The 24,342-nt window shown below is 69.2% G+C and carries 19 protein-coding genes and 3 pseudogenes; 14 read left to right on the forward strand and 8 right to left on the reverse strand.

What is annotated here, in order from left to right; all coding sequences use genetic code 11:
• Positions 1-45: 45 nt before the first annotated feature.
• The 3 genes from ACZ58V_RS20930 to ACZ58V_RS20940 form a co-directional block, all read right to left on the reverse strand.
• Positions 46-468, reverse strand: a complete 423-nt coding sequence (locus tag ACZ58V_RS20930; protein WP_471291323.1) for a carboxymuconolactone decarboxylase family protein — start codon at positions 466-468, stop codon at positions 46-48.
• 213 nt (positions 469-681) lie between these two features.
• Positions 682-1,533 (reverse strand): hypothetical protein, encoded by an 852-nt coding sequence (locus ACZ58V_RS20935; protein WP_471291325.1) that lies wholly within the window; start codon positions 1,531-1,533, stop codon positions 682-684.
• 615 nt (positions 1,534-2,148) lie between these two features.
• Complete coding sequence (locus ACZ58V_RS20940; RefSeq protein WP_471291327.1) at positions 2,149-2,541, reverse strand: MerR family transcriptional regulator; 393 nt, start codon at positions 2,539-2,541, stop codon at positions 2,149-2,151.
• Between the two features lie 142 nt (positions 2,542-2,683).
• On the opposite strand from ACZ58V_RS20940, the gene ACZ58V_RS20945 reads away from it, so the two are divergent.
• The 6 genes from ACZ58V_RS20945 to ACZ58V_RS20970 all read left to right on the forward strand — a co-directional run bounded on the left by ACZ58V_RS20945 (position 2,684) and on the right by ACZ58V_RS20970 (position 8,892).
• Complete coding sequence (locus ACZ58V_RS20945) at positions 2,684-3,625, forward strand: alpha/beta hydrolase family protein (RefSeq protein ID WP_468196600.1); 942 nt, start codon at positions 2,684-2,686, stop codon at positions 3,623-3,625.
• A gap of 29 nt (positions 3,626-3,654) precedes the next feature.
• Positions 3,655-3,801: a hypothetical protein gene (locus ACZ58V_RS20950; RefSeq protein ID WP_468196630.1), complete on the forward strand. Its 147-nt coding sequence runs from the start codon at positions 3,655-3,657 to the stop codon at positions 3,799-3,801.
• An 800-nt stretch (positions 3,802-4,601) separates the two neighbouring features.
• A complete protein-coding gene (locus ACZ58V_RS20955) occupies positions 4,602-5,030 on the forward strand; it encodes a hypothetical protein (protein ID WP_468196168.1) in 429 nt (142 codons plus the stop codon).
• Between the two features lie 136 nt (positions 5,031-5,166).
• A complete protein-coding gene (locus tag ACZ58V_RS20960) occupies positions 5,167-6,294 on the forward strand; it encodes a PLP-dependent cysteine synthase family protein (protein WP_184842211.1) in 1,128 nt (375 codons plus the stop codon).
• Positions 6,291-7,589, forward strand: coding sequence for an MFS transporter (locus ACZ58V_RS20965; RefSeq protein WP_471291330.1), 1,299 nt, complete (start codon positions 6,291-6,293; stop codon positions 7,587-7,589). The genes ACZ58V_RS20960 and ACZ58V_RS20965 overlap by 4 nt, the downstream gene beginning before the upstream one ends.
• An 82-nt stretch (positions 7,590-7,671) precedes the next feature.
• Positions 7,672-8,892, forward strand: a complete 1,221-nt coding sequence (locus ACZ58V_RS20970) for a DUF1015 family protein (protein ID WP_471291332.1) — start codon at positions 7,672-7,674, stop codon at positions 8,890-8,892.
• A 32-nt stretch (positions 8,893-8,924) separates the two neighbouring features.
• Here ACZ58V_RS20970 and ACZ58V_RS20975 read toward each other — a convergent pair whose 3' ends face one another.
• Positions 8,925-9,572: a TetR/AcrR family transcriptional regulator gene (locus ACZ58V_RS20975; RefSeq protein ID WP_468196174.1), complete on the reverse strand. Its 648-nt coding sequence runs from the start codon at positions 9,570-9,572 to the stop codon at positions 8,925-8,927.
• Between the two features lie 194 nt (positions 9,573-9,766).
• Between ACZ58V_RS20975 and ACZ58V_RS20980 the strand changes: the two genes are divergently transcribed.
• The 3 genes from ACZ58V_RS20980 to ACZ58V_RS20990 all read left to right on the forward strand — a co-directional run bounded on the left by ACZ58V_RS20980 (position 9,767) and on the right by ACZ58V_RS20990 (position 13,687).
• Complete coding sequence (locus ACZ58V_RS20980) at positions 9,767-11,260, forward strand: DHA2 family efflux MFS transporter permease subunit (RefSeq protein WP_471291334.1); 1,494 nt, start codon at positions 9,767-9,769, stop codon at positions 11,258-11,260.
• Positions 11,257-12,693 (forward strand): MFS transporter, encoded by a 1,437-nt coding sequence (locus ACZ58V_RS20985; RefSeq protein WP_471291336.1) that lies wholly within the window; start codon positions 11,257-11,259, stop codon positions 12,691-12,693. The genes ACZ58V_RS20980 and ACZ58V_RS20985 overlap by 4 nt, the downstream gene beginning before the upstream one ends.
• 130 nt (positions 12,694-12,823) lie before the next feature.
• Positions 12,824-13,687 (forward strand): F510_1955 family glycosylhydrolase, encoded by an 864-nt coding sequence (locus ACZ58V_RS20990; RefSeq protein ID WP_468196182.1) that lies wholly within the window; start codon positions 12,824-12,826, stop codon positions 13,685-13,687.
• Positions 13,688-13,881: 194 nt separating this feature from the next.
• Here ACZ58V_RS20990 and ACZ58V_RS20995 read toward each other — a convergent pair whose 3' ends face one another.
• On the reverse strand, positions 13,882-14,784 hold the full coding sequence (locus ACZ58V_RS20995) for a DUF5134 domain-containing protein (protein ID WP_468196184.1): 903 nt from the start codon (positions 14,782-14,784) through the stop codon (positions 13,882-13,884).
• A gap of 209 nt (positions 14,785-14,993) precedes the next feature.
• Between ACZ58V_RS20995 and ACZ58V_RS21000 the strand changes: the two are divergent.
• Positions 14,994-15,795 (forward strand): annotated as a pseudogene (locus ACZ58V_RS21000) (IS5 family transposase).
• A 132-nt stretch (positions 15,796-15,927) separates the two neighbouring features.
• Positions 15,928-16,758, forward strand: a complete 831-nt coding sequence (locus ACZ58V_RS21005; protein ID WP_471291339.1) for a nucleotidyltransferase domain-containing protein — start codon at positions 15,928-15,930, stop codon at positions 16,756-16,758.
• A 112-nt stretch (positions 16,759-16,870) separates the two neighbouring features.
• Here ACZ58V_RS21005 and ACZ58V_RS21010 read toward each other — a convergent pair.
• Positions 16,871-17,597, reverse strand: a pseudogene (locus ACZ58V_RS21010) (transposase family protein); the annotation flags it as partial.
• 209 nt (positions 17,598-17,806) lie between these two features.
• On the opposite strand from ACZ58V_RS21010, the gene ACZ58V_RS21015 reads away from it, so the two are divergent.
• Together ACZ58V_RS21015 and ACZ58V_RS21020 are read left to right on the forward strand one after the other, a co-directional pair.
• Positions 17,807-18,211, forward strand: coding sequence for a type II toxin-antitoxin system PemK/MazF family toxin (locus ACZ58V_RS21015; RefSeq protein ID WP_031080431.1), 405 nt, complete (start codon positions 17,807-17,809; stop codon positions 18,209-18,211).
• Between the two features lie 160 nt (positions 18,212-18,371).
• Positions 18,372-18,799 (forward strand): annotated as a pseudogene (locus ACZ58V_RS21020) (transposase); the annotation flags it as partial.
• An 84-nt stretch (positions 18,800-18,883) separates the two neighbouring features.
• Here ACZ58V_RS21020 and ACZ58V_RS21025 read toward each other — a convergent pair.
• The gene (locus ACZ58V_RS21025) at positions 18,884-19,732 is read right to left on the reverse strand and encodes a DUF4394 domain-containing protein (protein ID WP_468196602.1); all 849 of its coding nucleotides are present in this window, start codon (positions 19,730-19,732) and stop codon (positions 18,884-18,886) included.
• A gap of 314 nt (positions 19,733-20,046) precedes the next feature.
• On the opposite strand from ACZ58V_RS21025, the gene ACZ58V_RS21030 reads away from it, so the two are divergent.
• Positions 20,047-21,291: a PucR family transcriptional regulator gene (locus ACZ58V_RS21030; protein WP_471291341.1), complete on the forward strand. Its 1,245-nt coding sequence runs from the start codon at positions 20,047-20,049 to the stop codon at positions 21,289-21,291.
• Between the two features lie 158 nt (positions 21,292-21,449).
• On the opposite strand, the gene ACZ58V_RS21035 is transcribed toward ACZ58V_RS21030, so the two are convergent.
• Positions 21,450-24,191 carry a SpoIIE family protein phosphatase gene (locus tag ACZ58V_RS21035; protein WP_471291343.1) on the reverse strand — a complete coding sequence of 914 codons (2,742 nt, stop codon included), beginning with the start codon at positions 24,189-24,191 and terminating at the stop codon, positions 21,450-21,452.
• Between the last annotated feature and the right edge of the window lie 151 nt (positions 24,192-24,342).

Consider the following 24,342-nt stretch of genomic DNA (forward strand, 5'->3'; position numbering starts at 1 on the left):
GCTCGGGGTGGAGGCCGTGCCCCGCGAGTACAGGCGGGGATGTCCCTAGGCACGGGTGTCGCTTTCGGGTGTGAGACCGGCGAGCAGGTTGAAGGCGCCGGTGAGGATGTTGAGTGCGACGACGCCGACGACGTCGGCTATCGCGCGGTCGCTGTAGCCGTACTCACGCAGCGCGATGACCTGTTCGTCGGTGATCGACGTCGGCTCGCGATAGATCTGGAGGGCGAGGATGATGATCGCCGCGATCGCGGGATCGGCCGAGGTGCCCGTGTGGGCTCGCTCGATCTCCTCCTCGTCCACTCCCATCGCGCGGGCGGCATTGACATGCGAGTCGAGGCACAGCCTGCATCCCTGCAGGGCCTGGACGGCGATCGAGATCCGTTCGCTGATCCTTCGGTCGAGTTTGGCTCGTCCCATGGCGCGGCTCAGCTGGAGGTAGCCGCCCAGCACGGCCGGCGAGTGCGCCATCGTGGAGACCTGTCACCGATCTGGCCATGGCGGCAGACCAGGTCGGCGAGGAGGTCGCGCGAGGCGCCGACCGCCGTGTCGGGCGTGAGTCGGGTCAGGCGGGGCATGGCGCTCCTTCCGATGGAGGAGATGGGCGGGGGCGGTGGGCTCGATGAGGTGAGCGCACCTTGGGTGTGCCGTGTGCCGTGGCAGGCGATCGGCGGCCGTCATGCGTCAGTGGTGTGCATGGCCGCTGTGGTGGTCGCCTCTGTGCCCGGGTGCGGCCTGAGAGGTCGCGTCTGAGCGGGGCGTGGTCGTGGTGGTCTGAACCGTGAACTCAGCCGTCCGGACGACGTCGTTGTGCTGGAAGTCCAAGTACAGGCGGTAGGTGCCGGCCGAAGGCGCGACCGCCATGAAGGCGATCTCGGGTCCCGGCGCGGTGGTGCCGTCACCGGGTTCGCCCTCCGGATGGACGTGGAGGTAGCCAAGGTCTCCGACCCGCAGTGCTACCAGGTGCCCGTACGCGGCCAGGTAGGGCTGCAGGTCGGTGACGGGGCGGTCGTTCCGGCTGACGGTGAGGGTCAGCTCGCTCGGCTCGCCGGGCAGGAGTCCGCCGTCGAGCGTGACGGTGTACTCGCCGATCTGTGCGATCCAGGTGGCCTGGGGGAGCGGCTGCGGGTCGTACGTCCCGGCGACCGCGACGTCGATCCCCAGCGTCATGGTCCCGTCGTGGCCGACCGGGTGGATGTCGGCGAAGAATCTCCAGTCCCCGGGTTCCAGGGCCAGTTCGACGCTCCAGGTGCCCTTCTCGTCCATCACCGGGTGCACGTGCTGAAAACCGGTCGTGTCGCGCCGGACGGCGATGAAGTGCAGTTCTTTCTCGTGCTCGGGCGTGAACTCGGTCACCGCCTGCCCGTCGGGACCGATCACCCGGAAGCTGACTGGCTGCACGTCGGCGGTGAGGATCGTCGAGTCGAGCTCGAGCGTGTACCCGTTCTCGGAGACTGACAGGCCACCGGGCTGGGCTCCGCCGTGGACGCCGTGGACGCCGTGGTTGGCCTGGTCGTGGCCGAAGTGATCGCTCATGACATCTCCCATGGTCCTATGCGCCTTCAGGCGTGGTCCGCTCAGGACGTTGCCCGTAACCATATACCCCCCGGGGGTATTTCCTCCATGGTCAAAATTCCGCGAGACGGCTTGCAGGAGTGGATTCACCAGAGGCCTCTGTCCGCCAGCCTCGTGGCGTCGGCGTGTCGGCGCAGCTGCCCTTGCGGTGGTTGGCGCGCGGTTGAAGGGCCAGTGCATTACCGACGAGCGACAGCCGGCGCTGCCGTCCCATCAGTGGTGGGCCGGCGTGCCGGCAGCCGGATTCGGGTTTGCCGGCGGCTGGTAGGCGTTGCTCTGCTGCATCGCCGCTTTACGGTGCCCAGGAGCCACGCGGCGGGCTGCAACCGACGTGGGTGCCACTGGTGCACGACGACGCCAAGCAGCTCAACGGGCCCAGGCCTGACGGATGGCGTCCCGCGAGGTGGTGTAGGGGATCAAGGCGCCGGAGCCCGCAGCCCGAGGATACGTAGGGGTCCGCGTATAACCCGCCTTGGCAGGACGCATCGCGGGCTGCCGCCTCCGCGGACGGCGCCGCGGGGACGTCCGTCGCGCCGACGCACGACTCGCGGCCGAATCGACGCCCCTCATCGTCCGTCAGCGCTGGATGTGGACTCCGGCCTTCCGTCGGCAGGGCATGCCCGTGAGCATGTTGCTGGTGGCGGCGGTGATGACCGAGTCGAGCCGGTCCCGGGCGTGCAGGAGATCGGTAATGTGCTGGTCGACATGACCGCGCTCCGTCGCCAGCCGCTCGAGCAGGGCGGGTGTGGCACGGCCGTCGATGACGCACGGCAGGAGCTCGGCGATGGTCTTGCTGGACAGCCCGGCGGCGTACAGCTGCTGGATGAGCTGGACCCGGTCGACCGCGCTCTCGGGGTAGTGGCGCTGGCCGCTGGAACTGCGCTCGGCGCTGAGCAGGTTCTGCTCCTCGTAGTAGCGCAAGGCCCGGACACTGACGCCGGTCCGGGCGGCGAGTTCTCCGACGCGCATCTCGTCTCCTGTGCGACTTCCGTCACGCGACTTGCCTCTGACGTCAACGTCAGGTTTTAGCGTAACCGACGTGCGCCTCACCACGGGGCTCTCCCGGTTCCTCTCCTGGCGCACGAAGGCCCGAACGAAGGAGTACGCGAGAATGACCGCGAGCCAGATGACCGGCCTCACGGACCCCCCGTTCACCCCGACTGTGTCGGTCAAGCCGGTCGTGCTTCCCGCGCCGTATCGCGGCGAGGACCTGCCCGTACGCGTTTCCGCACCGGTCACTGGTACGAATCTGCCGATCGTGCTGTTCGCGCACGGATTCGGTTCGCATCTGGATGGCTACGCGCCGCTGGTCGACCACTGGGCGTCCCATGGTTTCGTAGTGATCCAGGCCACGCACCTCGACTCCAAGCGCTTCGGTATCCCCGCTGACGATCCCCGCAAGCCCCACATGTGGCGCTACCGCGTGCAAGACATGAAGCAGATCCTCGACGAACTCGATCACCTGGAGGCGTCCGTACCCGCCCTGGTCGGCCGGGTGGACCGCAGCCGCATCGTCGCGGCAGGGCATTCCTTCGGCGGTCAGACCGCGGGTGTCCTCGTGGGCCTGCGTGTCACGGACCCGACGACAGGCATCGCGCAGGACATGTCCGACCGCCGGGTCATGGCCAGCGTCCAGCTGGCCACCGCCGGCAAGGGCGGCGACGAATTGACCCCCTTCGCCCTCGAGAGCGCTCCCTGGCTGCTCGGCCAGGACTTCTCCCACATCACCGCGCCCGGACTCGTCGTTGCCGGGGACAAGGACGAACTCCCGCTCTCCACCCGGGGACCGTCCTGGACGACCGATCCGTACACCCTGAGCCCCAGCGGCAAGAGCCTGCTGACGGTCTACGGCGGCCAGCACTCCCTCGGCGGCATCGCGGGCTACGCGGCAGCAGAAACCACCGACGAACATCCCGGCCGCGTCGCCCTCGTCCGGCAAGTCACCCTCGCTTACCTCCGCCACGTCACCGGCATCGACCACACCGACTGGGAAACGGCGCAAGCCGCGCTCGCCGGTGACTCCCACCCGCTGGGACGACTGGAGTCGAAGTAGCCACCCTCGCCAGATCCGGCTGCCACACGATGGCGTACCGCCTGTTCCTGGACTTCCGGCACGAGGGCAAGGTCCGTTCGGCAGCCTTCACGGTGCATGCGGGCGGCGCGGTGGCCGAGTCCGAGCAGCCCTCACAGGCAGAGTCGGCCGAGGAAAGGCCGGGGCACGCACACTGAGGCGCGCAGCCCTCACCCAGTTCCGGTGCGGGCTGCTCCCCAATACGGCGGCCGGATCAGGTCGCCTGAGCACTCACCGCAGCAAACAAGCCTTTCATCTGACGAGTTAACCCAGTGTTTCGGCACGGGTGGTCGATCACCTCCAGAGAGCCGCTAGGATCACGGCATGATTACGGCTTGGTCGCCCTGGCGCATCGTCAGGACCCGCTCTGGTGCGGGTCCGCTGCTGCGCGTACTGGCCATGGCCGTGCTCCTGTTCGGCGTCCTCGTGACGCACGGCGTGCACGTGGACAGTGTCAAGGGACACCTCTCCACCAGCGCAACGGCCTTCACCGCACCGTCGGACGGCGGCGTTCGCGATGCAGGCGTCGCGCCGACGCTGTCCGCCGCGGATGCCGACGATCACCATGGGAGCCATGGGCCGTCACATCCTGGCGAGCACTGCGTATCCGGACAGCCTCAGCAGGCTTCTGCCCTGGTATCGCCCTGCTTTGCAGCGTCGGTTCGCGAATCGACCAGTTCCTACGACGCCTCGACCGTTCGAGGGCCGACCGCTGGTGGGCCCATGGACGGTGAGTCTCCCGTGGCTCTCAGAGCAGCCTCCGTGGTGCGGCAGGTCTAGAGGTACGCAGTCCCTCCAACCGGCCTGCCGGATGTCACCGGTTCGGCTGGTACCGCGCGACGAGCGTCCTGCCCCGGACTCATGATGGGTCGTCCCGTTCGTCGAAGCCGTCCTGCCCCCACCCATGTCTGCGCCTCACTCCGACTTGCCGGAGACGTGGCAGCAGCGCGGAGGACCTGTGTCGACCCATTCCCGTACGCCCTCGCACGCCCTACGGACCCCATGCGGCTCACCGTCGTCCCGCCGATTCGTCTCGGCGATCCGCGGCGCCCTCGTGATGGCGCTCGTGCTCTGCGCCGTCCTGCACGGCGTATCTGAGGAGACGCACGAGTCGGTGTCCGTGCCCGCCGCATTCTCCGCGACGGCAGCGGACAAGGACCCTCACGGCCCCCACGCTCCCCACGGGGCCGAGGAGTGTGCGGCGGACGTGATCGTGCGCACCGCGGCCCAGCCGGCCGAGGAACGTGCCCTCGGCGCGATGGCCGTCGTACTCCTTGCCGTGTCCGTGGTGGCCGGGAAACCCCTCCTGTGGCGCGACCGCCGTAGACGTCGGAGCGCACGCACCGGCCGCGCGGCGCTCGCTCGCACGTCGCGGTGGCGGATCTAGACCACTTGCTCGCAGCCGACCGACTTCACGGCTGCCGCGTGCCCATGGCCTGAGCGCGGACGCATCGTCCGCCCATGACCAGGACGCGCGAGATGAACCGCACAGGTATTCATCGAGCGAGAGTGAACACAAAGACATGCAGTCATTGACCAAGGCCGCGACCTCCTCCGGCCGGTCCGCCCTGTCCGGGCTGGTGGGCAACACCCCGCTGCTGCGGGTGTCGGAGCCGCTGGCCCCGACCGGGCGTGGCTTCTGGGCGAAGCTCGAAGGCTTCAACCCCGGCGGCATCAAGGACCGTCCCGGGCTGCACATGGTGGAGCGGGCCCGTGCCCGTGGCGACCTGCGGCCCGGCGGACGGATCATCGAGTCCACCAGCGGCACCCTGGGCCTGGGGCTGGCCCTGGCCGGGATGGTGTACGGCCATCCGGTCACCCTGGTCACCGATCCGGGGCTGGAGTTGTCCATGACCCGGCTGCTGACCGCGTACGGCTCCCAAGTCAACGTCGTCTCCGAGCCTCATCCCACGGGCGGCTGGCAGCAGGCCCGCCGCGAGCGCGTGCAGCGGCTGCTGGCGCAGCACCCCGGCTCCTGGTGCCCGGACCAGTACAGCAACCCCGACAACGTCGCCGCCTACACACCGCTGGCTCTTGAACTCGCCTCCGAGATGGGCCACATCGACGTGCTGGTGTGCAGCGTCGGCACCGGCGGCCACTCGGCCGGCGTCTCCCGTGTCCTGCGCCAGCTCTACCCCGAGCTGACCGTCGTCGGCGTGGACACCATCGGCTCCACGATTTTCGGCCAGCCCGCCCGGCCCCGGCTGATGCGCGGCCTCGGCTCCAGCATCTACCCCCGCAACGTCGCCTACGAGAACTTCTCCGAGGTGCACTGGGTCGCCCCGCACGAGGCCGTGTGGACGTGCCGCCAACTGGCCGCCTCCCACTACGCCACCGGTGGCTGGAGCGTGGGCGCGGTCGCGCTGGTGGCCGGCTGGCTGGCCCGGACGATGCCGGCGGACGCACGGATCGTCGCGATCTTCCCCGACGGTCCGCAGCGTTACCTGGGGACGGTCTACGACGACGACTACTGCGCCGCCCACGGCCTGCTGGAGTCGCCACCGTCACCCGAACCGGAGCTGCTCGGCCGCCTGGACGAGAAGGAGGTCACCCGCTGGACCCGGTGCACCACGGTCGTCGATCCCCTCACCCTGCAAGGCGCCCAGGGCGGATCGGATGTCGAGGCCGACGCTTCGGAGGAGGACCGGTGAAGGGGCTGCTCACCCAGGTCCGTTCGTACGAAGGCAGCGTCCAGCTGTTGATGGTGAACCAGTTCACCATCAATCTCGGCTTCTACATGCTGATGCCCTATCTGGCCGCCCACCTCTCCGGAACGCTCGGGCTGGCCGGCTGGATCGTGGGACTCGTCCTCGGCGTACGGAACTTCAGCCAGCAGGGCATGTTCCTGGTCGGGGGCACGCTCGCCGACCGGTTCGGCTACAAGCCGCTGATCGTCGCCGGGTGCGTGCTGCGCACCCTCGGCTTCGCGACGCTCGGACTCGTCGACTCCCTGCCCGCCCTGCTCGCCGCCTCCGCGGCCACCGGGCTGGCCGGTGCGCTGTTCAACCCGGCCGTGCGGGCGTACCTCGCGGCCGACGCGGGGGAGCGCAGGGTCGAGGCGTTCGCCCTGTTCAACGTGTTCTACCAGGCAGGCATTCTGCTCGGCCCGCTGGCCGGCATGGTGCTGACCGGCGTGGACTTCCGCATCACCTGCCTGGTCTCCGCCGGGATCTTCGCCCTGCTGAGCGTCGTACAGATCCGCGCGCTGCCCGCCAGGAGGTCACAGGACGCCAAGCGGCAGGACGCTCACGCCGGCCAGGGTGTGCTCGTCCAGTGGCGCGGCATCCTCGCCAACCGGCCGTTCCTGCTCTTCTCCATCGCCATGATCGGTTCCTACGTCCTGTCCTTCCAGGTCTACCTGGCATTGCCGCTGGAGGTGCGCCGGCTCGGCGGCGACGGGGAGTCCGGCACGGCGGCCGTGGCGATGCTCTTCGCCGTCTCCGGGCTGACCACGATCCTCGGTCAGACGCGAGTGACGGCGTGGTGCAAGGCGCGGTACGAGCCAGGACAGGCACTCGTGCGCGGACTGGCAGCGATGGGGCTGGCCTTCGTGCCCCTACTGCTCGCCACCGCCGTGCCGGTACCGGAGTCAGGGGTCGGATTGTGGCTGCTCGCGGCGGTTCCGCCGACGCTCGCCGCGCTGCTGCTGGCCATCGGCACGATGATCGCCTACCCGTTTGAGATGGACACCATCGTCCGCCTCTCCGGTGACCGCCTCGTCGCCACCCACTACGGGCTGTACAACACGATCTGCGGCATCGGCATCACCGTCGGAAACCTCGGCACGGGCGCCGCGCTCGACGCCGCCCGCGCGGCCGGGTTGCCCGCGCTGCCCTGGATCACGCTGTGCGCGCTCGGCCTGGCCTGCGCGGCCGCCCTGTACGGCCTGCACCGCACCGGCCGACTGGCGCCGCCGGCCTCCGAGCCGCTCGCCGCGACCGTCTGACCCACCAACCCTCCGGCCCAGGGGCGGGGCACCACACGGTGCCCCGCCCCTACTGGGCTCTGCCCTCTTTCAGGAGTCATTCATGCCCGCTCCTGCGGTGCCCTTCCCCGAGCCGACCCCGTTGCAGCTCCGCCCCTTCCGGGCAGTGCGCTACGACGCGGACCGTGTCGGCGACCCGTCCGAGCTCCTCGCCTCGCCCCACGACAACCTTCACCCAGCCCGGGTCCGCGCGCTCCGACGCCACCCGCACCACGTGGCGCGACTGCTGTACGCGGACGCACCGCATGGCGCCGCATGCGAAATGGCGCGCTGGCTGCGACGCGGCGTACTCCGCCGGGACGAGCGGCCCGCACTGTACGTCTACCAGCAACAGCGTGGCGCCCGGATCCTCCAACGTGGCCTCATCGGCGACCTGTTGCTGCCACGCCAGGCGGGACAACTGCTGCCGCACGAAGAGGTGTCGGCTCGTGTGGTCAGGCAGCGCGCCGCCCATATGTCAGGGCTGCGCGCCCAATTGGAGCCGCTGCTGCTGGCCCACCGAGGCACAGAGTCGACGACCGCACAGCTCGTGGACCACACCACCCGCCGAACGCCTGTCGCCGTCGCCCGGACCGGACAGATCACCCACATATTGTGGGCCTGCGATGACCCCGCGGAACTCGCCCGTCTGGTCAGTGGTCTGTCCGTACGGCAGGCACTCATCGCTGATGGCCACCACCGCCACGCCGCCTGCCTCCAGCTGAGCGGCGATGCGGCAGGCCCGTGGACCAGCAGCCTCGCTCTCCTGGTCGATACCGTCACGTCTCCGCTTCGGCTCTCCGCGATCCATCGACTGCTGCCGGCACTGGAACCGGAGAAAGCCGCACGCAACGCGGCCGAAGTGGCCCGAGTACTCCCGCTGCCAGGAGGACCGCATCCGCCCGAGCCCGGCGAACTCATACTGACCGGCGGGGGAGAGGCCTGGAGCATCACACATCCTGATCCTCGAGCCCTGGAAGAAGCCCTGGCGGATCGTCCCAGCCAGTGGGCGCAGCTCCCCGCTGCCGTCAGCGACCACCTGCTGCTCCGCCACGCCTGGTCCGTGCCCGACCTGCCCGGTGCCGTGACGTACTTCCACGACATCCGCCAGGCCACGGCTGCCGTGTCCGCTCCTGGTAGCGGCAGCGCGCTCCTCATGCCGGCGATCAGTCAGGACACGGTGTGGGAACTGGCCGGTGCCGGCGTGCTGTTGCCCCGGAAGTCCACCTCGTTCGGTCCCAAGCCGACGGCCGGTCTGGCGATGCGCGTGCTGGGCCTGTCGTAGCGCCGTTTCGGTGGTCTCGACGGGGCGTGCCGCTATGTGCTCTGTGGGCTGTAGTGGCCCAGGAACATGTCGATGCCGCTGGTGATGAGACGGTCGGTCAGGTCCTCGTCGATATGTGTGCCGTAGGAGCTGAAGACCATGTGGGGAAAGACCAGAAGCCCGTAGAACTGGATGATCGCCACCTGTAGCTCGGGGATCACGAGTCGGCCTTGATCCGCAAGGGTGCGCAGGGCGCCTGCGACTGCGGGGTGGTGGCTTTCCGTGCCGCGGTGTCTCCAGGCCTCGCCCAGCTCGGGGAAGCGGTGGAGCTCGGCGGCGACGAGGTTGCGCAGGGCGGTGACCTCGTGGTTGGTGCGGACGGCGTGGACCCAGGTGCGGGCCGCCTCGACGAGGGCGGCCCGCAGGTCCCCGGCTTCGGCCAGGCCCTCCAGCGCGGCCGACGACTCTCCGGCGAGCGGCTCGTCGAGCGCGGTCGTGATCACCGCGGTGAACAGGGCTTCCTTGCTACCGAAGTGGTTGTAGACGGTCACCTTGGAGACGCCTGCCTCGGCGGCGATGCTGTCCATTCCCACGCCGAAGCCCTCCCGCAGGAACAGCTCGCGGGCGGCCCGCAGGATGGCCTGCCGCTTGAGCTCTGCGCGGGGCCCGCTGGGGGGCCGTTTGACGCTGTCCACGCTCATGACCTCGACCCTAGCACTCAGCTGAACTGAACTGTTGAGTTCATATGAACTGAACGGTACGGTTCAGATCGGAACGCCGGTCGAGCAAGGCCGTGCGCGCGAAAGGGGACCCCGTGCCTTCTGTGACTCATCCGGTGACCGCTTCACCACAGACTGGCGACCCGCCGGTCCGGCGATGGCTCACCCTCGCCGTCGTGAGCGTGAGCCTGCTGGTCGTCGGGCTCGACACCACCGTGCTGAACGTCGCCCTGCCGACCCTCGTCGGTGAGCTCGGCGCCTCCACCAGCCAGTTGCAGTGGATTGTCGACAGCTATGCGCTGATGTCCGGCAGTCTGGTGCTGTTCTGCGGCAGTCTGGCGGACCGGCTCGGCCGCAAGTGGATCTTCATGTCGGGGCTGGCGCTGTTCACGGTGGCGTCCGTGGTTGCCGCTTATGCCGGCTCGGTCACCACCCTCGTGGTAGCGCGTGGAGCCATGGGTGTCGGCGAGGCGTTGATCATGCCGGCCACGCTCGCCGTCATCGGGAACGTATTCCCGCGCGGTGCCGACCGCACCAAGGCGATCGGCATCTGGTCGGCGGCCGTCGGCGTCGGGACGGTGATCGGGCCGATGGTGGGCGGCTGGCTGCTGAGCCACTACTGGTGGGGCTCGGTGTTCCTGATCAACCTCCCCATAGGTATCGCGGGTCTGATCGCCGCCGCCCTCGTGGTGCCCGATTCCCGCGCCCCCGAGAGCGGACGGCTGGACCCGGCCGGGGCACTGCTGTCCGTCGTGGCCGTGGCGAGTGTGCTGTGGGCAGTCATCGAGGGGCCCGACCGCGGCTGGACGAGCCCCGCAGTGCAGGCCGCCTTCGCGGCGGGCGCCCTCCTGCTGGCCGCCTTCGTCGCCTGGCAGCGCAAGTCCGCCTCGCCGATGCTGCCGCCTCGGATCTTCCGGCACCGTGCGCTCGCGGCTGGTGACTTGCTGGTCCTGCTGGGAGCGTTCACGCTGATCGGCACGCTCTTCGTGGCCGTACAGCACTTCCAGTTCGTGCTCGGGTACAGCGCCGGGCAGACCGGAGTGCGGCTCGGCCCCGCCGCGCTCGCCCTGCTGGTCGCCGGCCCGCTGGCGGGTGTCCTCGCGCCGCGCCTCGGCATGCGTACGGTATCGGCCGGCGGGCTCGCCCTACTCTCCGCCTCCGCCGCGGTGCTCGCCACCACCGAGGCAACGGACGGCTACGACCTGGCGCTTGTGGCGATGTTGCTGCTGGGAGCGGGCGCCGGGTTCGTCATCACCGCCACCAGCGACGCCATCGTCGGCTCGCTGCCGGAAACCGACCTCGGCGTCGGCTCGGCCACCAACAGCGCCGCCATACAACTCGGAGCGGCGACCGGAGTCGCGGTCATGGGCAGCCTGCTCTCCGACCGCTACCGCAGCGGACTCGAAGCCACCCCTGTCCCTGTTCCCGAGGGACTCCTGGAATCCGCCAAGGACTCCCTCGGCACCGCGCTCGCACTCGCCGAACGCCTGCCCGGCGAGGCCGGAGCCTCGTTCGCCGAAGCTGCCCGCCATGCCTTCGTCGACGGCATGGGAGCAGCGATGTCCGCCGGAGCAGGCGTCACGGCGGCAGGTGTGCTCCTCGCCCTTCTCCTCGCGCCGTCCCGAGGCGCGGACACGACCGGAACAACGCACCAGAAGGACTCGTCATGACCCACTCCGCAGCCGGTGCCCCGCACATGGCCGAACACGACACTCCTCCGCCCGCCGACCTGCGACGCTGGGCAGCCCTCGCACTGATCTGCCTCGCCCAGTTCATGCTGATCCTCGACGTCACCGTCGTGAACGTCGCCCTGCCCGACATGGCGGCCGACCTCGGCCTCGGCCGGGAGACGCTGACCTGGGTGGTCACCGCCTACACCCTCTGCTTCGGCGGGTTGATGCTGCTCGGCGGCCGACTCGCCGACGCTCTCGGCGCCCGCCGGACCCTGCTCGTCGGCCTCGCTCTCTTCACCGCCGCCTCACTGGTCACTGGTCTGGCCCAGAGCGCCCCGGCACTGCTCGGTGGCAGGATCGGCCAGGGCGTCGGCGCGGCCTTGCTGTCCCCGGCAGCGCTGTCCATCGTCACCACGACCTTCCACGGTGCGGAACGCACCAAGGCCCTCGGTGTCTGGGCGGCGATCGGCGGCACCGGTTCGGCGGCCGGCGTGCTCCTCGGCGGGGCTTTGACCGACGGTCCCGGCTGGCAGTGGGCTTTCTTCGTCAATGTGCCGGTCGGACTGCTCCTGTTGGTCGCCCTGCCCGCCCTCGTGCCGGCCCGGGCCCCGCAGCCCGCGCGGCTCGACGTACCTGGTGCGCTCCTCGTCACCACGGGTACGGCCGCCCTGATCTACGGCCTGGTGAAAGCGGGGGACGCCGGCTGGGCGGCCGCCTCGACCCTGCTGCCGCTGGCAGGTGCGGCGGTCGCATACGCGGCCTTCGCGGGGGTCGAACGAACCAGTCGCGCCCCACTGATGGACCTGCGGATGTTTACTCGGCGGCCGGTGCTGGCGGGAGCGTTCTTGATGTTGATCGCCACGGGCCTGCTGATCGCGTACTTCTTCCTCGGGTCGATCTATCTCCAGCACATCCGCGGCTTCAGTGCACTGAAGACCGGCGTGGTTTTCCTGCCCGTCGCCGTGGGCACCGGTATCGGTGCCCACCTCGCCTCCCGGCTCGTGGGCCGGATCGGCAGCCGTCCGACGGCCGTCGCCGGCATGGCCGTCGCGGTCGTCGGCACCATCCCACTGACCCGGTTGTCCGAGACCGGCGGTGTGTACGGCGGGCTTCTGCCAGGCTTCGTCATCGCCTCCCTCGGCCTCGGCGCGGTCTTCGTCACCGCCACCACGACCGCTCTGGGCATGGTCGGGCACCGGGAGGCAGGGCTCGCCTCGGGAGTCGTCAACACCTTCCACGAGGTGGGTGGCTCGGTCGGCGTCGCCGTCGTCTCGACCGTCGCAGCCTCCGGCTTCGAGCGTGGCTCGGTGGAAGGCTTCGGCGACGCGTTCACGGTGTGCGCCGTGGCGGCCGCTATCGGCGCCGTCGTGTCCCTGGGGCTTGTCCCGCGAGGCAAACCGCAGTCGACGGGTGGCCCGCATGTGCACTGACCAGAGCCCCTTTCCACACCTGGCTGGCTCCAAGGAGCGCGCCCGAGGAGCCCGGGCGGTCATCCTCCTTGCTACCGTCACCGCGATCGGCCGTCGCCGCTCCGGTGCGCACGCACGCCCGCGAGGAATCATGAACAAGCGTTTTGCCGCCATGCCAGCCACGGCCCTGGCTCTCACTCTCTCCCCGGTTGCCTGCTCCGACAGTGGAGACGACTCGGACTCCACCGGCTCCACCGCGTCCGGGAGGACCGTGAGCCACATCCACGGTCTCGGTCTGGACCCCGCCGACCAGCGCCTGTACGTCGCCACCCACGAAGGCGTCTACACCCCCGACGCCGAGGGGGAGCCGGAGCTGGTCGGCAACAGCAAGGACGACTTCATGGGCTTCACCGTGGCCGGTGCGAAGACCTTCTACGCCAGCGGCCACCCGACCTCCGGTGGCAACAAGGGGCTCATCAAGAGCACCGACGCGGGCAAGACCTGGAAGTCCCTGTCCTTGTCCGGCGAGTCCGACTTCCACGCCCTGGACTTCGCCCACGGCACGGTCTACGGCTACGACTCCACCAACGGTCTGGTGCGCACGACCAAGGACGGCGTCTCCTGGAAGGAGGGCGCGCGGGTGGAAGCCATCGACATCGCGGTCAGCCCGCAGGAACCCGACATCGTGCTCGCCACCACCGCTGACGGCGTAGCCCGGAGCGCCGATGGCGGCAGCACCTTCGCCAAGGGTGAGAAGCCCGTGATGGCCTTCCTCTCCTGGGCGGCGAAGGACGCCTTGTACGGCATCGACACCTCCGGCGGCGTACACCGCAGCAGCGACGGCGGCAGCACCTGGAAGAAGGCCGCCACCGTGCCGGGCGGCCAGCCCCAGGCTCTCACCGCCGTCGACGCTGAGCACATCCTGGCAGCCACCCAGACCGGGGTGTACGAGTCGAAGGACGGCGGCAATGCGTTCACGAAGCGCCTCGCCGTCGAGACGAGCGGCGCCCACTGAGCGGTATCTCCCCACGCAGGAGACTCCCTACCGGAGTCTCCGGCGTGCACGTACGCCCTGCGGTGCCCCGATGGTTCCAGGGACTGTCCGCAGGAGCTTCGGCCTGTGAGTCATACACCCCGGGCGGGACGCCCGGGCGGAGTCCGCAGCCTCACGGCAATGAGTGACGTAGGGAAGTCGGGGCGACGGAGGCGTCAGCCGGCCATCATGACGAGCATGGCGCACATTGTGCCGCCCATGCCGATGTGGGCCGTCAGCGCTGCGCCCGGTGACGTACCCGGCGGGCGACGGCGGCTGCCTGCTGCCGCGTGTGCCCGGCGCTTGTTCCCTCCTGGCCGGGCCTTGTCCCATACGGAAAGGGCGAGGGACGCGACGAACACCACGATCGCGTCGGGCAGGGCGAGAAGCCGCCGTGCCCAGCGGCCCCTTCCCGCGCCGCGGCCCGCACCCGACTGCCGATACGTGCCGCGCAGTCGTGCCCAGACGGACGCGACGATCGATAGCAGGAAGTACACGGCAAGAGCGAACAGAACGGCACGCCACACAGAAGCGGAGCCTCCCGCCGCAGCGCTGTGGGCGGCGCCGGCCGTCATGTCGTGCGAGGTCATCCCAGAGGAGTGCTCCATGCCCTCCATCCCGGCGTGGCCCACCATCTCGGAGGCGTCGGACGTCCCGGCGGACCCCTGGCCATGTCCGTGGTTCATGCCCGCCATCGAGTGCCCGCCCAGAGCCAGAGCCGGCGCGGAGTCGGTGCCAGGCATGGCCAGCGTCATGATCACCATCGTGGCACTGCCGATGACGTGGTGTGCCCAGCGGCGACCGTGTTGCCAGCCGTGCAGCCGGGCGTGGCGCACGGACAGGGCCACACCGCCGAGGCCGACGGTGGTGAAGGCCGTGACCCACCACAAGCCGTGGTCTCCGAAGCTGGCTGCCGTCGCGGGAAGGAACATCGCGGCCATGCCACCGGCCATGACGACGTCGCCTCCGGCCGCGAACCGGGCCTCTCCGCTGTCCGCCGCGGCGAGCCGGGCTGCGCTCACGACAGTCACGAGTACGGAGACGGCCGCCAGCGTCCACGTCAGAGCCGGACTTCCCATTGCTGCCCTCCGCATCGACCGGCCGTCGCGTGCGCGGCGGTTAGCGGGCGCGTCGACGTGGGTCGTCCTATGGCTGTCACCTGTGGATGCCCTCAGTACGTAGTGGGGCCAAGCGGTGTTCAGCGAGCGGGAGTTTCCTCTCTGGGTGTCAGTGCGGTTAAGACGTCGTCTCAACTGGCGGGATCGTTAGGTTGGGTGCCGTGATGGCGATGGTGGAGTGTCTGGTGCCGGACGCTTTATGGGAGTTGTTCCAGCGGGTGGTGCCGGTCGCTCCGGTGAGGCCGCAGGGTGGGGGCCGACGTCGGTATGGGGAGCGGCAGGTGCTGGCGGCCATAGTGTTCGTGGCCACGACAGGCTGCACGTGGCGGCAGCTGCCGCCGGGCTTCGGCCCGTCTGGGCCGACCGTGTACCGCCGCTTCACCGAGTGGAGCCGGGCCCGTGTGTGGGGGAACTCCACCGCCTGGTCCTGGACCCTGGACGAGCTCGGCGCCAGAGGCGAGCTGGACTGGTCGCGGTGCGCCATCGACTCGGTGAACATGCGCGCGATGAAAGGGGGGACTTGACGGGTCCGAATCCCGTAGATCGCGGCAAGAAGGGTTCAAAGATCCACTTGATCACCGAGCGGACCGGTCTGCCCCTCTCGATCGGTATCTCCGCCGCGAACACGCACGACAGCCAGGGACTTGAACCCCTGGTACGGGGCATATCTCCCATCCGTTCCCGGCGCGGGCCCCGCCGCCGGCGGCCCGCAAGCTCCATGGAGACAAGGGCTACGACTACGACCACCTGCGGAAATGGCTCCGCTTGCGCAACATCATCCCGCGCCTCGCCCGCAGAGGCATCGAGTCCTCCCAGAAGCTGGGCCGCCACCGGTGGACCGTGGAGCGAACGGTGGCGTGGCTGTCTGGGTGCCGTCGCCTGCACCGCCGCTACGAACGTCAGGCCGAGCATTTCCTGGCCTTCGCCGGTATCGCGGCCACCCTGATCTGCTTCCGCCGACTTGGCGGCTGAGCCGTCCCCCTATGATCTCGATCATGGGCAACTTCTCCTGAGCGGGCCGCGACGGTCCACAGACATTCGCCCGGCAGGTGCCGGGCTCCGTCAGCGTGCCCGCACGCTCACCTCAGGAGACACGACCACACCATGTCCGTTCACTCTGCCCGTTCCGCTCTGGACGACCGCATCGCACGCCTGCGACAGCTCGCCCACACCGACACCCGGCTGGAGGGCGTACTGCTCTACGGCTCGTGGACCGTGGGCGAGGCCGACGCACATTCCGACATCGAGGCATACCTTTACATCCAGGACGACCGCCTCGCCGACTTCGACGGCCCCGGCTTCCTGGCACAGCTCGCACCGCTCCAGCTCTCCTACACCAACATGTACGGCATCCTCGCCGTCGTCTTCGACGACCTGATGCGCGGCGAGTTTCACCTCACCCCCGCCGGTCCCGGCATCGACGAAGTCCCCACCTGGCAAGGCATGGTGCACCTACCCCGCCCCGACGACGCCGTCCTGCTCGACCGCACCGGCCGGCTCATCCAGGCGGCCCGGCAGCTGGCCACCTTCCAGCCGCCCGAGCCGGTGACCACCGCCCAGCAGCTCACCGACGAGCTGACCAACTGGACGCTCATGCTCGCCCACGTACTGGCCCGCGGCGAGATCGCCCGCGCCCATGCCCTGCTGCACACCGTCATCGCGCCCCAGCAACTGCAGCTCTGCCGCCTGTTGCGCAACAGCACGGCCCACTGGCTCACCCCCAGCCGCGCGCTCGAACAGGACCTGCCCGACACCGACCGTCATCGCTACGTCGCCACCACGGCTGCCGCCCGCGACCAGGACGTGCGCACGGCGGCACGCAACAGCTGGCGTTGGAGCCGCGACCTGGCCGCCGAGGCCGCCGACCGCTGGACCACCCACCTGCCGCACGAACTCCACGAACAAATCAGCAGCCGCCTGAACGGCCCTCGCTGACCACATCCGGCTGGGCCACCGCACTCATCCGGTGGCCCCAGCCTGGCGGCCCCGGCCGCCCCACAACGCCAATTGAGATCACCTCTGATACTACAGCCGTAGATCGTGATCTTCATGCTTGAGCGGCTTGACGCCGGTAGTGGCTGGTCTGGGATCGGGCCTGGTGGCGGCGTCGCCAGACGGACCAGCGAAGTCGGTGGACAGGGTCAAAGACGGTCCGGTTGACGAGCGTGATGAACAGTTGTTGGATCTCGTCACGAGTGAGCGGTATCAGCTCGTCGGGCGAGGGATGACCCTCGTGTTCGTTCGCGCGGAGGACAGCGAGGAAGGCATGCGCGAGCATGGCCAGGGTGACCCAGCGGGACCAGGACGGGTAGCGGCGGACCTGGTGCTCGTCCAGGGCCGCCAGGCCCTTGCCGGACTGGAAGAACGGCCATCTCCACGAGCGCGGCGTACTTCTCGTTACTCCTCGACCCGCCACCTTGATCCAACGACGCGCACCGGGTGGTCAGCGGCACTGCGGCAGGCGAGTAGCAGCGGTAGTAGGCACGTTCGCCGGAGCTGCGGTTGCGGCGGATCAGCAGCTGCCGGCTCCCGGGCCGGGGATCGGTGAGGTCGATGACGGCCCAGTCGTAGAAGCGGTGGCCCTTGGCTCCGGCCCCTGCGGACAGCTTCTGCCAGGCCCTCTTGGGCACCTTCCTGGCCAACATGTCGGCGCGAAACCTCCCGGCGCCTGTGGTGACTTCGTGCGACCAGGCCACCGCGAGGACGTAGCCGGTGCCGCGTTCCTCCAGCGCGGTGCGCAGCCTCGGGTTGTCGCCGTAGACCTCGGGCCCGGCGTCGGGATTCGACCCGTGTGAAGCGTCCCGCCATCCGGCTCATCAGGCCCTCGAACGCCTCCTGCCAGCAGGCAGGGTCTACGCTGTGACCTGCGGCCACCGCGTGATCGTTTGTCTTCACACACCGATGATCAACGGTGGCCGCACCCGTCTCCACACCGCGTCAGGTCGCGCAGCGTCTGCCTGCCGTCCTGTGTATCGGAGGGCTTGTGCAACGTGGCGAAGTCTGGTGGGTCCAGTTCGACGAGCGGAGGTTGGTCGTACTGCTGTCAGGAGATGACGCGTCCGGGTTCCAGGTGATGCAGGTCGTCGCTCCGGCGGGCCTCGACATCAGCGGTCTGGGCATCGAAGTGACGGTCGGCGCCGGTGAAGGGCTGCCGCTCGAAGGCGTGCTGCGGCTCGCGTTCCCGCGTCCGGGCTTCACCCCGTGCACTTGGCTGACCACCGTGTCCCGGGACGACCTGATAGAGCGGGCGGCCGTCCTGTCCTCCAGGAAGCTCAGCGAGATCGACGATGCCCTCCGACTCGCCGAACAAGCACAGGAGCGGACCCCGGCAACGACCGCGAAGCTCAGCGAGATAAGGGACGCCCTCCGTCGCGGTGAACTCGGGTAGACGGAGAAGGAGCCGACGCCCGCGACGGCATGGGCGATCCCGGGCGAGATGATCCACGCTGGACACCTGCCGCCTCGACGCCCCTCACCATCGAGATCACGATCTACGGCTTGAGTACTTAGACGTCATCTCATTTGGTTGACTCAGTAGGCTGTCGGCCGTGGTGGGGATCGTTGAGCGGCTGGTGCCGGATGATGTGTGGGAGTTGTTTCAGCGGGTGGTGCCGGAGGCGCCGTCGCGGCCTCAGGGCGGTGGTCGGCGTCGGCATGGCGACCGGGAGGTGCTGGCGGCGATCGTGTTCGTGGCCACGTCGGGCTGCACGTGGCAGCAGTTGCCGGCAGCGTCGTTCGGACCGTCGGGCGCGACGGCTCATCGGCGCTTTGCCGAGTGGACGAAGGCCAGGGTATGGGCGAAGCTGCACCGCCTGGTACTCGACGAGCTCGGCTCCCGCGGCGAGTTGGACTGGTCCCGCTGCGCGATCGACTCGGTGAACATGCGGGCCCTGAAAAAGGGGGACCTGACTGGTCCGAATCCTGTCGACCGGGGCAAGTACGCTCGAAGATCCACCTGATCACCTACCTGAATGGCGATCACATGACCGGCCCGAGCCGTCGACGGTGGCGCCGGTTCGCCGCGGGCCGGCGGTGGCCGGGCCGCGGCGAGGACCGGGGATCAGGATCCGGTGAGGGAGACGGCCAGGTCCGTGATGTTCAGCGGGAACTGGCCGATGGAGGTGGCCTGGCCGGTGAAGACGTTGATGCCGTACAGCGAGGGGGTGTTGGCGCCGTACGGGGTGAGGGAGGCGAAAGCGGCGTTGTCGACCGTCTTCCCGCCGGACAGGGTGCTGTAGATGTCCATGCCGGCGTTGATTCCGGCGTCGATGCCGAGGCTGCCGGTCGGGGCGAGCGTGCCGTTGTTCGCCGGTGACTGGAGGACGACCTGGTCCGTGGTCGTGTTGATGTCGACGAGCGTGGTCGCGGTGGCCGCGTTGAGGTCGTTGTTCGTATAGGCGGCGGCCGAGACACCCTTGGTCGTGCCCTCGATCGGCGGGGTGGTGAGGTTCAGATCCTGGATGGTGCTGTGGTCGTTGAGGTTGTGCCGCAGGTTCTGGCCGTTGTCACTGATCACGCGCAGGCGGTCGGCCGCGGGGTTGAAGTCGACGCCGAAGTTCGCGCCGTGCAGCGCGTACTGCAGTTGGGACACCTTGGTGACCACCACGTCCGTGGTGGTCGGCGGGGTCTTGATCGTGTAGATGCCGCCCTTGTTGCCGACGCCGTACATGAGGCCGTCCTGCACCCGGAAGTCGATCCCGATCAGGCCTGTGTCGCCGCTGAGGCCGGTGACGACCCTGACCCAGTCGAGGACCTGCGGCCGGTCGGTCGTGAACGTGGCCATCAGGGTGCCATCACCGCTGATCCCGAAGGCGCGCAGGCTGGGCGTGGCGGCGGGGGCGGCCGAGCCGGTGCCGGGTGCGCCGAGCATGAGCGCCGTCGATGTGACCACGACCGCGACCGCGGCCATGATTCTCTTTCTCGTGTCTGCTGTCATCGGAGTTTCCCTCCCGTTTGAGCGAGCGCCATTCGAGGCGCCTGGCTGCGAATCCCCCTGCTCCTGCCTGTATTGATCACCGCAGTCATGCCGAAGGCGGTTCTCATTAAGGCCGCTTCACAGTTCCCTCACAAGTAGAAAGCCTGACGGAAACACCCCGATCCGGGAATTTTGCGCACTGTGATAAAGGCCCTGTCGACACACCTGCCGCCGTTTTGCGCGGAGTGATGAACGCCGTCCGGATCCCCCCTGTCGGCCCGCTTGTCCTGAATGGCATGCTCGCGTTCATGGGGAGCCTCTTCGCCGAGCTGGCCCGGCAGGCGTCGACCAACGCCCGTCGTGAGGTCGAGATATACGCACGTGAGATCCCGGAGTTCGGGTTCCTGGAGAAGAACTCCCGGGCGCGAGCCGAGACGCTGGAACACTCGATGTGGTTCCGGCGTCGTACCGTCGAACTCGCACCGGAGAACAGCGAGTTGAGCGGAGACGATCTCAGCTACATCGCGTCGATGGGGGAGCTGCGGGCAGGTGCCGGGATGCCGCTCGACGCGCGGCAGCGGGTGCTGCGCGTGCACACCGCCCTCATGCTGCGTGAGATCAACGAGGCGACCGAGGCCCAGCGCGCCGGCGGCGTCGACGAACTCATGCGCATGATGACCTGGTTCGCTCCCCAGGGCGAACGAGGCATCGCCTCCTACCGCCAGGGATTCGTACGCGTACTGCGCCGCCGAATGCCGTACACCGAGCAGGTCGCCCTGCTGACCCGGTCATTGCTGAACGGAGATCCGATTTCGGCTGAACTCGCCGCAGCCGTCGAGATGGAACTCCCGGACCGCTACGCGGTGACGGTTTTTCGTATTCCGGACCGGCCCACCATCGATCGTTTCCTGGAAAGCGAGATCGGGGCGCTCGTGAAGAGCCACCGTGCGCCGATCATGTGGGGACCGGAGAGCGGCGACGGGAGCGGTGAGCTGATCACCCTGCTTCCGCTGTTCTCCGGCCCCGAGGCTGCGGAAAGCGCACCGTCGCACGCTGTTCCCGACCTCTCACCCGACCTCACCCCCGACCACCTGCCGGACCTCGTACAGGACTTCGCCCAGGCCCTCGGCCGCCCCTGCGCCGTCGGCACATCCGTCGCACCGCTGCCGGAGCTGGCCGACGCTCTGGACCGCGCCCGCCGGATCAGCCGGGCAGCCCCGCTGCGCCGGGCATCCGTCCGGCTGCGGCCGCACACCCTGGCCGATGTCTTCGTCGAACTCGCCGTCGCGGACGTGCCACTCGTCGACGACTTGCTCCGCGCACTGGCCCGCCGCCTGGAGACCGGTCCCGACCTCCTCACCACCCTCGACGCGTACTACCGCCACGACATGCACCGCGGTGCCACGGCGACCTCGCTCAACGTCCACACCCGCACCTTGGACTACCGCCTGCGCCGGGTCCGTGAGCTCACGGGTGTCGACCCCGGATCGACACGAGGCGTGCGCACCTTCAGTGCCGTGGTCACCCGGCACCTGTCGGGAGCATGGCGCTGAAACGCGTCGGGCGCGCCGGTCCGGTGACAGGCCACGGGTCTCGGACCGCTGTGCACCGGGTCACCTCCGCTCGCGCGGAGATCGGACGCCGTCGAGACCGCCCGCACCCGCGGCGGCTACCCCCACCGCGCCGACCACGGCCTGCGCAACGACCTGAATCACGGGTCGGCTGCCTCGTCGTCCAGGGGTGTGTCCGCGTCGGCCGGACTCGGGGCAGGCCGCTGTATGACATCGGGCAGGGCCTGCTCGGCCCAGATCACCTTGCCCTGCGGGGTGTACCGGGTGCCCCAACGCTCAGCCATCTGCGACACCAGGAACAGGCCCCGGCCCCCCTCGTCCGTCGACGCGGCGTACCGCAGATGCGGTGAGGTGCTGCTGCCGTCAGCCACTTCGCAGATCAGCGTACGGTCGCGGATCAGCCGCACGTGGATCGGCCCGGATCCGTAGCGGATGGCGTTGGTGATGAGCTCGCTCAGGATGAGCTCCATGGTGAAGCCGAACTCTGAGAGGCCCCACGCTCCGAGCCTTTGGGACACGGCGTCGCGCATACCCGCGACGGCGGCGGGATCCGGTGGTACGTCCCAGTCGGCGATCCGGTCGGGCGGCAGTTGCCGCGTGCGGGCGACGAGCAGGGCGACGTCGTCCTTGGGACGCTCGGGGAGCACCCTGTCCAGCACGTCCTGGCAGGTCTCCTCGGGCGGCCGGCCGGGGTGGCCGGTGAGCGCATCGCGCAGCAGCCCCATTCCCACGTCCAGGTCGCGCCTGCGATCCTCGATGAGGCCGTCGGTGTACAGGACGAGCTGGGTCCCCTCAGCGAGGCACAGCTCCGCGGTCTGGAACGGCATGCCACCGAGGCCCAGGGGTGGACCGGCGGGCACGTCCGGGAAAGTGACGGTCCCATCGGGCCGGACCAGCGCGGGCGCCAGATGCCCCGCCCGCGCCATGACGTAGCGGCGCGTCACGGGGTCGTAGATCCCGTACAGGCAGGTGGCGCCCACGACGCCCGCCGCGCTCTGAGCCGTCTCGTTCTGGTCGATGCTTCCGACCAGGTCGTCCAGATGGCTCAGCAACTCGTCGGGTGGCAGATCGAGGGCGGAGAAGTTGTGCACCGCGGTACGCAGCCGTCCCATCGTGGCGGCGGCGTGGAGGCCGTGGCCGACCACATCGCCGACGGCCAGTGCCACCCGGCTGCCCGGCATGGGAATCACGTCGAACCAGTCTCCGCCCACGCCCGACTGGGCGGGGAGGTAGCGGTAGGCGATGTCGAGGGCGTTCTGCTCGGGCATGGCCTGCGGCAGCAGGCTGCGCTGGAGGGTGACTGCCAGGGCGTGCTCGCGGGTGTAGCGGCGGGCATTGTCGATGCTTATCGCGGCACGGGCCACCAACTCCTCCGCCAGCGACACGTCCTCTTCGTTGAAGCGCTCATGCTGTCGCGTGCGCCAGAAGGTGGCCATGCCCAGCACGACGCCGCGGGCCTGGATGGGGGCGGTGATGAGGGAGTGGATGCCGTAGTCGATGATCGCCTTGGCCCGCTCCGGGTCCTGCACGCGCCAGCCCGTGGCGGTCGGCAGATCGCTCACCAACTGGGAGCGGCCGCTGCCGTAGCCGCGCGCCTGCGGTGTGGAGGGAAGATAGTCGAAAAGCCGGCCCTGTTCGGTGAGCGGATGGTTGTCCACGATGCCGGACACGGCCGCGCGCCGCATGTCCGTCCCCGTGGGGGCCGGCTCCTCGCCGTGCAGGACCGCGTCGGCCAGGTCCACGGTGACGAAGTCCGCGAAGCGGGGAATGGGGACCCGCGCCAACTCGTCGGCGGTGCGCAGTACGTCCAGGGTGGTACCGATGTGGAGTCCGGCGTCGTACAGCAGCCTGAGCCGCTCCCGTGCCACCTCCGCCCTGCCCGTCACCGCCTGCAGCTCGGTGGAGTCGCGCAGTGTCACCACGGTTTCCCTGGGGCCACCCTCGCGACCTGTGGGCCGCTGGTTGACCGCGATCAGCCGCTCTCCCGCAAGGTGCACCTCGTCGGTGGCCTCGCGCCCGGAGGTGAGCAGCGCCTTCGTCTCGGGATCGAGTCCCGGCAGTTCCGAGACGCGCCGCCCCTCGATGTCCAAGGGCAGCTCCAGCAGTCGTCTGGCCTCGTCGTTCGCCAGCATCAGCCGCCCGTCGGCGGCCACGATCAGCACCCCTTCCCGAACGGAGTGGAGCACTGTGTCGTGGTGCTCGTACATCAGGGTCATCTCGTCCGGGGCCAGGCTGTGTGTCTGCCGTCGCAGCCGCCTGCCCAGCAGTGCCGTCACGCCGATGGACAACAGGAGCGCTCCGGCCCCCGCGCCCAGGATGATCGGCAGTTGCCGGGTCAACTGACTTTCGACGTTCTTGACCTGCATCCCGGCCGAGACGATCCCCACGACCTCGCTGTCGGCGTTCTCGATCGGCACCGTGGCCTGCACCTCACGACCGAGCGGGCCGTCGACGCTCTCCACGTAGAGTTTCCCCGCCAGCGACGGTCGGATCTCACCCACGAACCGCTTTCCGATGCGGTCCGGCAAGGGGTGCGTGTACCGGATGCCCTCGGTGTCCATGACCACGATGAAGTCGACGTCGGCGGCCCGGCGTGCCGCTTCGGTGAGCGGCTGGAGGATCTTGCTGGGGTCCGGGGTCTGCAATGCCGCCAGGACACCCGGCGAGTGCGCGAAGGTCTGTGCCACGGCCGTGGAGCGGCGCCTTGCCTCGGCGCTGGTGTCCCGCTCCGACTGCAGAATGAGAGCGAAGACACCGCAGGCTACGAGCAGCACCACCAGAGCCACCTGGAAAATCAACACCTGCCCGGCTACGCTCCGCGTGCTCTTGCTGATCAGACGCTTAACCGATAGGCGTTGAAAACGGGCGAAAAGACTCGCCATGCGACCTTTCTAACACCGGTGATCCCAAGTGGCCAGGGCGCGCGCGATCCTGGTTCGGCTGATCTCGAACATCTGTGCGGTCGTGCGTCACGTGGCCTCGGCCTCTCCGGGCGTGACGGGCCGCCGCAAAATCTCGCGTGCGACGCATGAT

Source organism: Streptomyces sp. NPDC040589, from assembly GCF_055594445.1.